The organism is Brachybacterium sacelli, assembly GCF_017876545.1.
Classification (GTDB): Bacteria; Actinomycetota; Actinomycetes; order Actinomycetales; family Dermabacteraceae; genus Brachybacterium; species Brachybacterium sacelli.
This window is the reverse complement of record NZ_JAGIOD010000002.1, coordinates 313500-328007: the sequence shown is the minus strand read 5'-3', so window position 1 is coordinate 328007 and position 14508 is coordinate 313500. Positions and strand designations below refer to the sequence as shown.

The 14508-nt window shown below is 71.6% G+C and carries 11 protein-coding genes, 1 pseudogene and 1 riboswitch; of the genes and pseudogenes, 4 read left to right on the top strand and 8 right to left on the bottom strand.

Annotated elements, in window-relative coordinates:
• Positions 1-32: 32 nt before the first annotated feature.
• Positions 33-1068: pseudogene (locus JOF43_RS15615) on the top strand (adenosine deaminase).
• 102 nt (positions 1069-1170) lie between these two features.
• Here JOF43_RS15615 and galK read toward each other — a convergent pair.
• The 4 genes from galK to JOF43_RS15595 form a co-directional block, all read right to left on the bottom strand.
• A complete protein-coding gene (gene galK, locus JOF43_RS15610; RefSeq protein WP_209903792.1) occupies positions 1171-2439 on the bottom strand; it encodes a galactokinase in 1269 nt (422 codons plus the stop codon).
• A gap of 118 nt (positions 2440-2557) precedes the next feature.
• Positions 2558-3643, bottom strand: a complete 1086-nt coding sequence (locus JOF43_RS15605; RefSeq protein ID WP_209903790.1) for a lactonase family protein — start codon at positions 3641-3643, stop codon at positions 2558-2560.
• Complete coding sequence (locus tag JOF43_RS15600) at positions 3640-5136, bottom strand: threonine/serine exporter family protein (RefSeq protein ID WP_209903788.1); 1497 nt, start codon at positions 5134-5136, stop codon at positions 3640-3642. Before JOF43_RS15600 ends, JOF43_RS15605 begins: the two co-directional genes overlap by 4 nt.
• A 202-nt stretch (positions 5137-5338) precedes the next feature.
• Positions 5339-5629, bottom strand: coding sequence for a DUF3017 domain-containing protein (locus tag JOF43_RS15595; RefSeq protein ID WP_209903787.1), 291 nt, complete (start codon positions 5627-5629; stop codon positions 5339-5341).
• An 87-nt stretch (positions 5630-5716) separates the two neighbouring features.
• Here JOF43_RS15595 and JOF43_RS15590 point away from each other — a divergent pair, with 87 nt between their 5' ends.
• Positions 5717-7231, top strand: a complete 1515-nt coding sequence (locus JOF43_RS15590; RefSeq protein ID WP_209903785.1) for an aspartate ammonia-lyase — start codon at positions 5717-5719, stop codon at positions 7229-7231.
• A 173-nt stretch (positions 7232-7404) separates the two neighbouring features.
• On the opposite strand, the gene ppk2 is transcribed toward JOF43_RS15590, so the two are convergent.
• Together ppk2 and purH are read right to left on the bottom strand one after the other, a co-directional pair.
• Positions 7405-8310: a polyphosphate kinase 2 gene (gene ppk2 / locus JOF43_RS15585; RefSeq protein WP_209903783.1), complete on the bottom strand. Its 906-nt coding sequence runs from the start codon at positions 8308-8310 to the stop codon at positions 7405-7407.
• Positions 8311-8436: 126 nt separating this feature from the next.
• On the bottom strand, positions 8437-10089 hold the full coding sequence (purH, locus tag JOF43_RS15580) for a bifunctional phosphoribosylaminoimidazolecarboxamide formyltransferase/IMP cyclohydrolase (RefSeq protein WP_209903781.1): 1653 nt from the start codon (positions 10087-10089) through the stop codon (positions 8437-8439).
• Positions 10090-10121: 32 nt separating this feature from the next.
• Positions 10122-10197, bottom strand: a riboswitch (ZMP/ZTP riboswitch).
• Positions 10198-10462: 265 nt separating this feature from the next.
• Between purH and JOF43_RS15575 the strand changes: the two genes are divergently transcribed.
• Complete coding sequence (locus JOF43_RS15575) at positions 10463-11314, top strand: SDR family oxidoreductase (RefSeq protein ID WP_342592206.1); 852 nt, start codon at positions 10463-10465, stop codon at positions 11312-11314.
• A 187-nt stretch (positions 11315-11501) separates the two neighbouring features.
• Here JOF43_RS15575 and purN read toward each other — a convergent pair whose 3' ends face one another.
• Complete coding sequence (gene purN / locus JOF43_RS15570) at positions 11502-12074, bottom strand: phosphoribosylglycinamide formyltransferase (protein WP_209903779.1); 573 nt, start codon at positions 12072-12074, stop codon at positions 11502-11504.
• 85 nt (positions 12075-12159) lie between these two features.
• Between purN and JOF43_RS15565 the strand changes: the two genes are divergently transcribed.
• A complete protein-coding gene (locus tag JOF43_RS15565) occupies positions 12160-12585 on the top strand; it encodes a hypothetical protein (RefSeq protein WP_209903777.1) in 426 nt (141 codons plus the stop codon).
• Here the strand turns inward: JOF43_RS15565 and JOF43_RS15560 are convergent.
• A complete protein-coding gene (locus JOF43_RS15560; protein WP_209903775.1) occupies positions 12563-14449 on the bottom strand; it encodes a cell division protein PerM in 1887 nt (628 codons plus the stop codon). The two genes, JOF43_RS15565 and JOF43_RS15560, sit on opposite strands and share 23 nt — an antisense overlap.
• Between the last annotated feature and the right edge of the window lie 59 nt (positions 14450-14508).

Below are 14508 nucleotides of genomic sequence, written 5' to 3'. Positions count from 1 at the left end.
ACCGTCGGCGGACGCACAGGGACGAGGACCCGATGAACGACGCGAACCCGTCGGGCCGTGACCTCGCCACGCTGCCGAAGGCTCATCTGCACCTGCACTTCACGGGGTCGATGCGCCCCGCGACCCTCGTCGAGATGGCCGACGAGCGCGGCATGCGCCTGCCGCGGTCCCTGACCGACGACGTCGCGCTCCAGGTCGAGCCGACGCGTCGGGGCTGGTTCCGCTTCCAGCGCCAGTACGACACGGCCCGTGCGGTGGTCGACTCGGAGGCGGCGATGCGGCGCATCGTCGACGAAGCCGCGCGCGACGACGCCTCCGAGGGTTCGGGCCGGCTCGAGCTGCAGGTCGACCCCACCAGCTACGCGCCCTTCGTCGGCGGTCTCACCCCGGCGCTCGAGATCGTGCTGGACCAGGCCGAGTGCTCGCAGCGGGAGACCGGGGTGAGCATCGGGATCATCGTCGCCGCCTCCCGGACCCGCCATCCCCTGGATGCCCGGACGCTCGCCCGCCTGGCGGCGCTCCACGCGGGGCCCGTGATCGGCTTCGGTCTGTCCAACGACGAGCGGCGCGGCGCGACCGCGGACTACGGGCCCGGCCTTCCGCATCGCCCGCGAGGCAGGGCTGCTCTCGGTGCCGCACGGCGGAGAGCTGCTGGGCCCCGACCACGTCGAGGACGTCGTCGATCATCTGGCTCCGAGCCGGATCGGCCACGGGGTGCGCTCGGCCGACGACCCGGAGCTGCTCTCCCGCATCGTCGAGGCCGGGATCGGGCTCGAGGTGTGCCCGGCCTCCAACGCCTCCCTCGGAGTGGTCCCCGACGCCGCCGACGTGCCGCTGCGGCAGCTGGTCGATGCCGGCGCGCAGATCGCCCTCGGAGCGGACGACCCGCTGCTGTTCGGCTCCCGCCTGGTGGAGCAGTACGAGACGGCCCGGGCCGTCGGCTTCACCGACGCGGAGCTGGCCGAGCTGGCCGCGGATTCGATCCGGATCTCCGCCGCACCCGAGGACGTCAGGACCCGCCTGCTGGCCGGCGTGCGCGACTGGCTCGCCTCCCCTGCCGCGCGCTGAACGGCCCCCTCCTCACGGCACCGTCCCGCGCGGAGGGCGGCCGCAGCTGCCCGGGGCGCGAGCAGAGCCGGGCACGGCGAGCGGCGGCGGGAGGGACGAGGCTCAGCGGTCCTGGCCGGCGCCCTCCGAGGGCAGCGCGAGGAAGAACTCCGGGGCGGTGAAGCCGTGCTCGACGAAGGCCGCGGCGACCGCGGCGGCCACCGACTCCGCCTGGCCGGCCTCGATCAGGGCGATCGTGGAGCCGCCGAAGCCACCGCCGGTCATCCGGGCGCCATGGGCCCCGGCCTCCCGGGCGGCGTCGACCGCGACGTCCAGCTGGGGGACGGTCACTTCGTAGTCCTCACGCAGCGAGTCGTGGGACGCGTTCAGCAGCGCCCCCAGCTCGGCGACGTGCTCGCGGACCGTGCCGGAGGCCAGCAGCGCGTCGAAGTCCCGCACCCGCTGGATCTCGGTGAGCACGTGCCGGGCGCGGCGACGCACCACCTCGTCGTCGATCCGCCCCAGCAGCTCCTGGAGCTGGTCGATGTCGGCGTCGCGCAGGGTGGCGACGCCGAGCAGCTCCGCGGCCCGCTCGCTGTCGGCTCGCCGGGCCGTGTACTCGCCGTCGACGTGGGAGTGCTCGGCGCGGGTGTCGGTGATCAGCAGCGCGAGCTCCTGGGAGGCCAGGTCCCAGGGCACCGCACGGGTGGAGAAGTCCCGGCAGTCCAGGAACAGGGCGTGCCCGGCGCGTGAGAGCACCGAGGCCGACTGATCCAGGCCGCCCGTGGAGGCCCCGGCGAAGTCGGTCTCGGCGGTGATCGTCGCCTGCACTCGGTCCAGGGGCTCCGTGCCCAGGCTCAGCAGGGCGTCGATCGCCTCCGCCGCGGCGCATTCGAGCGCGGCGGAGCTGGACAGCCCCGCCCCGAGCGGCACCTGGCCGTCGATCATGATGTCCATGCCCTGCGTGGCGGCACCGGAGATGTGCTTGCGCAGCGCCCACAGCACGCCCGCCACGTACGCGGGCCACCCCTCGACGGCGCCCGGGGTCAGCTCGCGCGCATCGAGGTCCAGGACGCGGTCGTCCTGCGCGGAGCGCAGCCTCACCCGGTCGGTGGGGGTGCGCGCGGCCGCGGCGAAGCAGCGGTGGGAGATCGCCATCGGCAGGCAGAGGCCGTCCTGGTAGTCCACGTGCTCACCGATGATGTTCACCCGGCCCGGCGCAGACCAGACTCCGTCGGGCGCATACCCGAAGGCCTCTTCGAACTGCGCCTCGGCGCGGGCGGCGGCCTCAGCGCGGTCAGGTGCCGCCGAGAGCGTCACCGGGGAGCTCTCCGTGGCCGCGGTGCCGAAGCGGCGGGCGTGGTGGGCGCCGGCGTCTGCGGCAGTGATCATGGGTGTTCCTTCCGAACAGTTCAGAGCCGGACGAGGGCGGACGGGCGAGGCCCTGGGAACCTCCGGCACGGCGTCCGAGAGTCTAACCATCACCGCGACAAGAGTCCCGCGGCGTCCTTCAGGGACGCACGGCGAGGCAGGAGGCCGACGGAGCGGGGATCGGCTCGGCGGCCACGGAGAGCTCGTCCCCGTCCCGGCGCAGCACGTCGATCCGGTCGCCCTCCTGGGCGGCGACCAGCACCAGGTCCCCGAGCTGGGTGAAGTGCCGCGGATGCGCCCCCACCTCGATCTCCGCGGTGATCTGGGGGCGCATCATGGTCAGCGACAGCGCCGAGAGGGTGTCCGGCCCGCGGTTGGCGACCAGCAGCATCGACTCGTCGGCCGTCAGCTCGAGGTGCGAGAGGGCGTTGTCCCCCTCCGTCTCGCTGCCGGGGATCACCGAGCGCACGCTCCAGCGGTGCACGGAGCCGCGCAGGGCCGCCGGCGCGTCGGGCTCGGGCTCGGAGGGGCGGCGCACCGCGGTGGCGACCATGCCGGAGAGCTCGCAGGAGATGTGCAGCTGCTCGGACTCGTGGTCCGCGGCGAGGTGACGCGGGCCGCTGCCGCGGTGCAGGGGGATCTCCCCGGCCAGGCCCATCTGCCCCGCGGTGTCCTGGCGATAGAGGAAGACGCGGTCCAGACCGAGGTCGGGCACCGCGAGCGATTCCGTGCCGGGCAGCGCACTCACCTGGTGGGGATGCGGCTGTCGGCCGTCCCCGAGGTCGCGATGGTGGTCGACGTCGATGAGCTCGACCGGAAGGCCCTCGGCGTCCAGGCGAACGGTCTCGACGGTGCCGGAGACGTAGTCGGCCACCAGCAGCGTCCCCTCGGTGCGCCCCGGGGCGAGGTGGCAGCCGCCGGCGCCCTCCAGCGGGAGGTCGGCGACGAGCTCGGCCGTGGAGCCGTCCTCCGCGACGCGCACCGCGACCACCCGGGTGGGGTCCGTCTCCAGCACCGCGTACAGCAGCGAGCCGTCAGGGCTCCACAGCACGAAGGACGGGTCCTCCAGCTCGATCGTCGGTCCCCGCCGCACCGTGGGCGCACCGGCTCTCTCCCCCGCGTCGCTGCCGTCGCCCAGGATCAGGTGCAGCAGCTCGAGGCCGGGGGCCCGGCCGCTCCCGCTGCGCGAGTAGCCGCCGACGGCGATCGTCGCGGTGGTGCTCATGAGTTCTCCTCCGAGTCGGTCCGCCGTCCCGGCTCGTCGTGAGGAGGATCCAGGTCCTGCAGGACGTGCAGGTCCTCGAGGTCCTCGAACATCGACGGGGACAGCGCTGTCATCTCGCCCGTCATCGTAGAGGGCTCGACGACCTGCTGGCCGTCACGACGCCGCCGGCCGCGCGATCCCAGCGAGAGACGGCGGCGGCGCAGGGTGGTGAACGGCGAGGAGATGCTCGGGGTGTAGGCGATGTCGCTGCGGCGGAAGTACGGGACGATCCGGGCCGCCAGCAGCTGGCCGAGCACGAGCCCGGCGGCGATGCCGACCGCGATCTCCCCGGCGCTGAACACGTCGGCGGCGCCCGAGCTCACGTCGTCGCCCAGGCCCAGCAGACCTCGGTAGATGAGACTGCCGGGGACCAGCGGGATGACACCGCCCATGACGAACACCAGGGTCGGGGCGCGCAGGCGGTCCCCCAGCGCCACGGCCACCATGCCGGTGACGAACGCCGCGATCGACACCGCGTACACGCGCTCCAGGAACAGGCCGGAGACCACGTGGGAGATCATCCCGGACAGCAGCGAGACGGCAGCGATCCACGGCAGCATCCGCCACGGCACGTGGGTGCCGACGCCGAATCCGAGCCCCATCCCGAGCCCGGCGATCACCACCCACGCGATCGTCATCAGCGATATCGGCAGCGCGGCGCTGACCGAGATGTCCGTGCCGAGCGCTTCGGCCAGCAGCATGCCGCCGCGCACTCCGGCCACGATGCCGACGGTGAGCATCAAGGTCTCCAGCATCCGACCGGCGGCCGTGACGTACCAGCCGGTGACGGCGTCCTGCACCGCGCCGATGGAGGCGAGGCCGGTCAGCTGCACGATGATGCAGGAGACGACCACGATCGAGGAGCTGACGTTCGGGTTGATCAGGCCGACCAGCACCGCGACCCCCACGGCCAGGAACCCGCCGAAGGCCTGCCCGTAGAAGGGTGGGATGTGCATCCGCGCCAGGAACTCCCCGGCGGCGGTCAGCAGTCCCGAGGCGAGCGTCGCCGCGGCGAACACGAGCAGGTCCGCACCGAAGTACAGCGACAGGGACCCGCCCATCACGGCGAATCCGAGGACCACCAGGGGCAGCCGGTGGGCGGGGGCCGTCTGCGGGACCGCCTCCGCGGCGCGACGCGCCTCCTCCAGCGGCAGCTCGCCGCTGATGTAGCTGTGGGTGATGTCCTCGAACGCGGCGAGCCGCGCGAAGTTCTGGGTGCGGGCACTGGCGGCGCGGACCCTCGTGAACGGGGTCGCGGACTCGTCGGCGAGGTAGGAGATGATCACCTCGTCGAAGGTCACCTGGACCGAGACGTTGCGCAGGCCGGAGGAGCTGGTGACCCGCAGGACGGTCGCGGTCACCTCCGAGGCGGCGGCGCCGTTGGCGAGCAGGCCCACGCCGACCCTCATCGCGAGGTCGAAGACGGCATGGAGCCGGACAAGATCGGTGGGCACGGCACTGATCGTCCCACAGGGACCGGGGCGGAAAACAGCTCCCGGCAACCCGGTGCTCGTCACACTCCGGGCGCTGCAGCGGGACCGCGGCCACGCCGGTGGGACGGGGGCCAGGACGGCAGTGAGTGGAGGCTCGGACGGCGGTGCGTGGAGGCCGGGACGGCGGTGCCGTAGAGGGCCGGTCCAACGGCTCCGGGCGACCTCAGAGGTTCGGCGCCACCGAGAGGACGGCGAGCCCGATCGCGAGCAGGACGAGCACGCCGACGTCGATCATCCGCGTGCGCACGGCGAGGGCCCCGACGGCCTGCACCGGCAGCACGGCCCGCAGGAGGGCCAGCACGCCCAGCAGCGCGGCCAGCAGCTGGCCCGCCAGGGGCGCACCCACGGTGGTCCCGAGCACCGTGATGGCCACGACGGCGGGCACCGACAGGACCAGCACCCACTGCCGACGGCAGGCGGCGCCCACGGTGAAGGGGGATCGATCGGCTCGCACGTGTCCATGCTACGGCTACGGCGCGGTTACGCTGGCCGGAGGTCGGCAACGCCGTCGACCACTTCGCGACCTGGAGGACTCCTCGACATGACCAGCCCCGGTTCGACGCCCGGCACCGCGACCCGCATGGAGCACGATCTGCTCGGCGATCGCGAGGTCCCCGCGGACGTCTACTACGGCATCCAGACCCTGCGCGCGCAGGAGAACTTCCACATCACCGACGTGCCGCTAAGTCACTTCCCCCGCCTGATCGAGGCGCTCGCCCAGGTCAAGCGGGCGACGGCGCGGGCCAACCATCGCCTGGGAGCGCTGGACGACGAGCGCGCGGGAGCCATCGAGCGGGCCTGCGCGGAGATCGCCGCCGGAGAGCTCCACGAGCACTTCGTCGTGGACATGATCCAGGGCGGCGCCGGGACCAGCACGAACATGAACGCCAACGAGGTGATCGCCAACCGCGCCCTGGAGCTGCTGGGCCGGGAGAAGGGCGACTACGAGCATCTCCACCCCAACAACCACGTCAATCTGGCCCAGTCCACGAACGACGTGTATCCCACCGCGCTGCGACTGGCGATGATGCTGACGTTCCCCGCTCTGGCCGAGTCGATGGACCATCTGATCACCACGCTGCGGGCGAAGGGCGAGGAGTTCACCGACGTCCTGAAGATGGGGCGCACCCAGATGCAGGACGCGGTGCCGATGACCGTGGACCAGGAGTTCAACGCCTGGGCCACCACGATCGAGGAGGACGTCCAGCGCCTCACCCGCACCGCCACCCTGTTCCAGGAGATCAACCTGGGTGCCACCGCGATCGGCACCGGGATCACCACGGACCCGCGCTACGCGCAGCTGGCCGCGCGGGAGCTGGCGGACCTGACCGGCGTCCCCTTCGTGGTCGCGGCCGACCTCGTCGAGGCCACCAGCGACACCGGCGCCTTCGTCACCTACTCCGGGATCCTCAAGCGCATCGCGGTGAAGATCTCGAAGATCTGCAACGACCTGCGCCTGCTGTCCTCCGGCCCCCGGGCGGGGCTGCACGAGATCAACCTGCCGTCCGTCCAGCCGGGAAGCTCGATCATGCCGGGCAAGGTGAACCCGGTGATCCCGGAGGTCGTGAACCAGGTGGCCTTCGAGGTGATCGGCAACGACCTCACGGTGACCTTCGCGGCCGAGGGCGGCCAGCTCCAGCTGAATCCCTTCGAGCCGGTGATCGGGTTCAACATCCTCGAGTCCACGCGCATCATGACCCGGGCGATGAACACCCTGGCCGATCGCTGCATCTCGGGGATCACGATCAACCACGACATCCTCGAGGACGATCTGCGCCGGTCCATCGGCGTCATCACCGCGTTGGTGCCGGTGATCGGCTATGCCGACGCGACGGACGTCGCCTCCGCGGCGCTGGAGACGGGCCGGCCGGTCGCCGACCTGGTGCTCGAGCGCGGCCTGCTGGACGAGGGCCGACTGAACGCGCTGCTCTCGCCCGCGTCGATGACCGCGCCGCATCGTGCCACCCCCACCGGCACGATGCCGGCCGTGCCGGACACCGGACTGGACTCCGGAGAGATCACCCGCCTGCCGACGGATCCGCCCTCGGACGTCTGAGGGCGTCCTGGTGCCAGGGTAGGCCCCGCAGCCGCGACAAGCTCACCCGTTCCACCGATCCGCACCGCCCATGTACCGAATCGAGGGAATCGGCGGACCGCATCGGCGAGTGGCCCGTACGGGACATGGCACGTCGACCAGCGTCGGCGGTTCAGCGGTTCACCGGTGGAGGCTCACTCGTCGGCCTCCTCCATCTTGCCGCGCATCACGAGCTTCGGATCCGGGGTGCCGATGACGTCGTGGTCCTTGTCCTCGTACTCGAACTGGGAGAGGAAGTAGCGCATCGCATTGAGCCGGGCGCGCTTCTTGTCGTTGGAGCGGATGATGGTCCACGGCGCGTACTTCTTGTCCGTGCGGCGGAACATCTCCTCCTTGGCTTGCGTGTAGGCCTCCCAACGGTCGAGGGACTCGAGGTCCATCGGGGACAGCTTCCATCGCCGCACCGGGTCCAGCTGGCGGATCGCGAAGCGGGTGCGCTGCTCCTTCTGGGAGACGGAGAACCAGAACTTGGTGACGTAGATGCCGGAGTCCACGAGCATGCGCTCGAAGTAGGGCACCTGGTTCATGAAGGTCTCGTACTCCTCCGGGGAGGCGAAGCCCATGACGCGCTCGACGCCGGCGCGGTTGTACCAGGACCGGTCGAACAGCACCATCTCGCCCTCGGTCGGCAGGTGCTGGATGTAGCGCTGGAAGTACCACTGGCCGCGCTCACGGTCGCTGGGCTTGTTCAACGCCACCACGCGGGCGGTGCGCGGGTTCAGATGCTCCGTGAAGCGCTTGATGGTGCCGCCCTTGCCGGCGGCGTCACGCCCCTCGAAGATGATGATGGACTTCTGGTCGTTGTCCTCGAGCCAGTACTGGTACTTCAACAGCTCGACCTGGAGCTTGTACTTTTCGCGCTCGTACTCGTCGCGGTCCATCCGGGTCTCGTAGGGATACCCCTCCTGCCAGGTGTAGACGGGGTTGCCCTGCGGATCGATCAGGTCGGGATCCGGCGTATGACCGTCCGCGACCGTGTAGCCCTCCTCCCGCAGATGCTCGATGTACTCGCGCAGGCTCTGGTTGTCGGGGATCTTCACGGCCACTCCTTCGGCATCGCGCTGGTGTATGCCCCAACTGTAGAGGTCAGGGGTGTCGCTGCGGTGAACGCGCCCGACCCCGGCGCCGCGAGGCCGCCGGGGCCGGGTGAGGAGAACCGGACCGGCTCAGTGGGCGAAGTGGCGGGTCCCCGTCAGATAGAGGGTGGCGCCGGCGGCGCGGCAGGCCTCGACGACCTCCTCGTCGCGGATCGAGCCGCCGGGCTGGACGATCGCCGTCACCCCGGCGTCGAGCAGGATCTGGGCGCCGTCGGCGAAGGGGAAGAAGGCGTCCGACGCCGCGACCGCGCCACGGGCACGCTCGGGGGCCGCCTCACCCTCGGCGTGCTCGCCCAGAGTGTTGGCGCGGGAGACGGCCAGGCGGCAGGAGTCCAGCCGGTTGACCTGGCCCATGCCGAGACCGACGGCGGCCCCGCCCTGTGCGAGGAGGATCGCGTTGGACTTCACCGCGCGCACGGAGCGCCACGCGAAGGCGAGGTCCGCCAGCGTCGCGTCGTCGGCGGCGTCCCCGGCCGCCAGCGTCCAGCTCGCGGGGTCATCTCCCTCGGCGGCGATGGTGTCGGCGTCCTGGACCAGGGTCCCGCCCCAGATCTCGCGCGTCTCGACAGGCCGGGAGTAGGCGTCCTCGAGGCGGAGGATCCGCAGGTTCTTCTTGGTGCGCAGCAGCTCGAGCGCCTCGTCCTCGTAGCCGGGGGCCAGGATGACCTCGGTGAAGATCGGCTTGACCTGCTGTGCCATGGCGAGGGTGACGGGCCGATTGGACGCGATGACGCCTCCGTAGGCGGAGAGCGGGTCGGTACCGTGAGCACGCTGGTGGGCCACGGCGATGTCCTCCCCGACGCCCGCCACGGCGATGCCGCAGGGGTTGTTGTGCTTGACCACCGCGACGCAGGGGCGCTCGTGGTCGAAGGCCGCGCGGGCCGCGGCGTCCGCGTCGACGTAGTTGTTGTAGCTCATCTCCTTGCCGCCGAGCTGCTCGGCGCCGGCGATGCCCGGGTTCTCCTCGTCGCTCACGGCGACGCGGGCGCGCTGGTGGGGGTTCTCGCCGTAACGGAGGGTGCGGAACCCGGCGCTCTCGGCGTCCTCGTCGGAGATGTCCAGGAGGAAGGTCTCGGCCTGAATGTCGGGGCCCTCGCCGTCGGCGTCGTCCCCCGCTCCGCCGTCGAGTCGCTCGAGCATCCAGTCGCTGATCGCCTCGTCGTACTCGGCGGTACGGGTGAAGGCGATGGTCGCGAGCTCCTGACGCTCGGCCAGGGTGAAGCCGCCCGCGGAGGCGGCCTGGCCGGCGCGGCCGTAGTCCTCGGGGTCGACGACGACGGCGAGGGAGGCGAAGTTCTTCGCGGCGCCGCGAACCATGGAGGGGCCGCCGATATCGATCTTCTCGATGATCTCGTCGAAGCTGCCGCCCGCGGCGACGGTCTCGCTGAACGGGTAGAGGTTCACCACGACGAGGTCGAAGGGCGCGATCTCGTGCTCGGCGAGCTGTGCGCGGTGGGAGTCGAGACGCTGGTCGGCCAGCAGACCGGCGTGGACCCGCGGGTGGAGGGTCTTCACCCGGCCGTCGAGCATCTCGGGGAAGCCGGTCACGGATTCGACGTCCGTGACGTCGATCCCGGCCTCGCGGATCGTGGCTCCGGTGGAGCCGGTGGAGACGATCTCGGCGCCCTGCTCCGCGAGGGTGCGGGCGAGGTCGACGATGCCGGTCTTGTCGAAGACGGAGAGGAGGGCGCGGCGGATCGGGCGGCGCTGGGTGGTGGTCACGTGGCGTGCTCCTGTTCGGATCTGGTCGTTGCCGCGAGCACCCAGGCGGTCGATGCGCGCGTCATTCACTCCCCGGTGGTCGCCCACCTTCGCCAGTCGTGTGCCGCTACTGTACCGGGACCTCCGAACCGGACTCCGTGTTCCACGAACTCATCCCGAGGATCCCGCTGTTGCGGTCCATGACATCGTGGGCATCAAGCCGAGGCTGCTGAGATCGCCGGAGGCTCGCGGCGGATCGGGCCTCCGCGCCTCTACACGGTCACCGCGATGAGTCCGCCGGACGGCTGATCGGAACGTCGTCGGCGTTCGGAAGGTCCCGACAGACTCGCTGGTGCCCGTCCGCAGCACGTACCTGGAGACTCGTTGACTCCGAGTGCGGACCCTGATGGGGTGGAAGCGGCCCCAGGTTCAGGGCCCGACTCTCAGCAAGGAGGCTGATATGGCACGAACCTATGCCGTCACCGGCGCTGCTTCCGGCATCGGCAAGATCACCACCGACCAGCTGCGCGCGGACGGCGATGCCGTGATCACCATCGACCTCGGGGATGCCGATGTGGCGGTCGACCTCACCACCAGCGCAGGACGCCGAGAGCTCGTCACGCAAGTGCAGGAGAAGAGTGGCGGGACGCTCGACGGCGTGATCGCATGTGCAGGCTTGTCCGCACCGATCGCCGCCACCGCGGCGGTGAACTACTTCGGAGCGGTCGCGACGCTCAACGGGCTGCGACCGCTGCTCGCACGGGCCTCGGCACCCCGGGCCGCAGTCGTCTCCTCGCTGGCAGCGCTCGAGCCGTTGGACGAGACGCTGTACGACGCCCTGCTCGATGACGACGAAGCCACGGCTCTGGCACGGGCGGAGGAGATCGCCGAAGGCGCCGAGACCGGCGCTTCCAACACGATCTACAACTCCTCGAAGAACGCTGTCGCCCTCTGGGTGCGCAAGCAGGCGATCACGCCCGAATGGGCAGGACAGGGCATCGCCCTCAATGCCATCGCGCCAGGAGTGATCGAGACGCCGATGACGGCCACGCTTCTCGCGAATGAGGAGGGCCGACGGCTGCTCGCGGAAGGTTCGCCGGCACCCTATAACGGACCTGCCGGTCCGCCGACCGCGCCAGCCGGCCTGCTGCGGTACCTGACGAGCGAAGAGAACGCCTTCGTGACCGGGCAGGTCATCTTCATCGATGGCGGCGCGGAGGCAACACGGCGCACGTCGACGTTGTGACGACCTGAGGGATTCAGGTCCGCGAGGCGACGCCTCTCGTACGTTCACCTACCCGCGGAAACTCGCGGATGACCACGTCGTGGCCGGCACTGGATCCGCGGCTCGCACGACCTTCGGCGCATGCGACTGCGCCTGAGAAGAGATTCTGAACCGGACGATGCCGTCCCCCGGCACGCACGGCGTCGGGTCAGAGGGCGGCGGCAAGACGCTGCACGACATTGACCAGGAGCGGCTGCTCGACGGCCTTGATGCGCTCGTGCAGGGTGGCCTCGGTGTCGTCCTCGAGCACCTCGACGGCCGCCTGGGCGAGGATGCGACCGGTGTCCACCCCGGCGTCGACCTCGATCACGCTGACACCGGTGATCTTCACTCCGTGGGCGAGGGCGTCGCGCACGCCGTGGGCACCCGGGAAGGAGGGCAACAGGGCGGGGTGGGTGTTGAGGATGCGCCCCCCGAAGGCCTCCAGCAGCGGCGGGCCGAGGAGCTTCATGAAACCGGCCAGCACCAGCAGTTCCGGATTCCACCGCGTCACGACCTCGGCGAGGGCACGGTCCCACGCGGGCCGGTCGGGGTGGTCGGCCAGGCGCACCACGTCGGTGGGGATCCCGGCAGCGCGCGCGTGCTCGAGGCCCGGGGCCGGGCGGTCCGCGATGACGCCGACGACGTCGTAGGGGCAACCTGGCTCCTCGGCCGCGCGCAGCAGGGCGGCGAGGTTGGAGCCGGTGCCGGAGATGAGGACGGCGATGGGGGTGCGGGTCACCGGGCCAGGGTAGTCGCAGAGCGGACCGCGAAGCCGCGGCGGACCGCCGGACCGATGCCCAGGGCCACCGGGCACAATGGGGTCGATGAGCACCGAGCACCGTGACGATCAGGATCAGCGCCCCTCGGACGAGGCCGCGGCCCGCCCCCGGCGGCTGCTGGGCGCCCTGGTCGTGACGATGTTCGCGTCCTGGCTGCTGCTGATGGCCCCGTTGCCGTTCTCCCTCGCCGCCGGCGTCACCGCGCTGATCGCGCTGGTGCTGCTAATCCTGGTGTCGGTGCAGTCCTTCCGCGAGGGCCGATGGGGCATGGCGGTGCTCGGCGTGGTGGTGGGAGTCCCCGCCACCCTCATGATCGTGGTCGGATCCCTGCTCTCGGTGCTGTTCTACGGCCCGATGTCCCAGGTCGAGGAATGCCGCTCGACCGCGATCACGGAGCAGGCGAAGGCGCAGTGCGAGTCGGAGGCCCAGGACTCCATGGCCGGCTGGCTCAGCGGTCTCCTGGGCGGCTGACGCCGTCCTCGCCCTCCGACTCGTCCTCCCCGGCCTCCAAGGCCTCTGACCAGGCGTTCGTGACGTCCTGCCCACTCGCGATCGTCCCGTCCTCGACGTCCTCCCCGGCGGGAGCGGTCGGAGCGGCCGGCGCAGCGGAGGCGGGCGACGTCGCGGACGCAGCCGATGATGCGGATGCGGCCGGCATCGGCGAGTGGGCTGACGGGGCGGAAGCAGGCGACGTGGGCGACGGGGACGGGACCGCCGAGGACGGCGAAGGTGCCGACCCGGCGGACACAGCCGATGCGGACGACGTCGCAGCCGACGACGGCGACGCGGCGGATGCAGGCGATTCCGACGGCGACGGCGCGGGCACAGGCGATGCCGCAGGGGACGGCGAGGCCGCGGACCGTGGCGAAGCAGCGGAGACCGCCGACGCGGCGGGGGACGGAGAGGCGGCCGAGGCGGCCGAGGAAGCGGACCCGGCGGGGGACGCGGAGGCGGCCGGGGACGCGGAGGCGGCCGGGGACGCGGAGGCGGCCGACGCACCGGATGCCGACGACGCGGAGGACGACGTCGTGCCGGCCGAGCGGGACCCGGCCTCGGCGCTGGTGCGCTCCCCCGTCTCTGCCCGCTCGACCTTCTCCCGCAGTGACGCCGCGTTCGCGCGCACCCACGGCACCAACGGGGTCGCGAGAACGCCCACGACCGCACCGGTGGAGATCACGGCGATGCCGATCAGGGGCAGCAGCAGGGAACCCATCTGCGGTCCGAGGTGCACGAGCCGCCCTTCACCGATACCGCCGGTGGACAGCCCCGCCGCCAGGAGCACCGCGACCACCACGACTGCGGGATAGGCGATCCAGGCGGTGATCCGGTCACGCCGGTCGAGGTCTCCGACGTCCCTGACCAGTCTCACCGCGCCGACCGCGATCGGGATCGCGGGCAGCACCAGCAGCACCCAGATCCAGCCGGGGAACTGACCGGGCCCGGGAAAGGCGCCCAGCAGCGGCAGCGCGGGCATCACGCCCGTCTCGGCCCCGCCCAGGGAGATCGAGGTGGAGGTGCCGAGGCCGACGGTGCCGCCGGCGACGATCACCAGCGCCCAGACGGCCACCAGGGGCAGCAGCGCGAGCTGGACGAGGGTGAGCACGATCCCGCCGATGATCCCCGGGTCCAGGCTCTCGAACAGGGAGGACTGTGAGGGCACGGAGAACAGCATCATCACCACGGTCATCGCCATCCCCACGCCCAGCAGACCGAGCAGAGCGATGAGGGCGGATCGCGCGACGTCGCCGTACGGGGCGGGCAGCAGGTCGAGCACGCGCACGCCGGGCACCGTGGTGGTGGCCTCGCGGCGCAGTGACCACAGCAGCCCCGTCAGCCCGCCGAGCACCGCGACCATCGCCCCGGAGACGATCGCCGAGGTCACGACGGGGCTGGTGTCGATGCTGCGCCCGATACCGGCCAGCACCCCGACCCCGATCGCGTAGACCAGGGCATAGGCACCCAGGGCCCCGCCGGCATCGCGCAGGGCGCGGCCGCGCAGCACCCCATCGTCCCGGACCAGGCGCAGCGCCCGGCCGACTCGGCGCATGCCGAGTGCGGAGAGGACCAGCAGCAGGGCGAGCAGGCCGAAGGGGGTCAGGGTCACCGCCCCGTCGATCACGCCGGTGCTCAGCATGATGCCGCCCCCATGGCCCAGGACCAGGACGTTCAGGGCGATGATGATCGCATCCAGGGCGCTCGCGCCCGAACGGGTCCCGGCGACCTGCGCGGCCAGTGCGGGCACCACGACGACGGCGAGGGCGGTGCCCAGCGAGAGCGCGGCGGCGAGCGCTCCACGGATCAGCGGGGTCGCGATGCTGTCGCCGGTGCTGCTCACGAACTGCTCCTTGGGCGGGTCACGACGGGGGAAGCGGATCCGTCACGGGTCCGGAGACC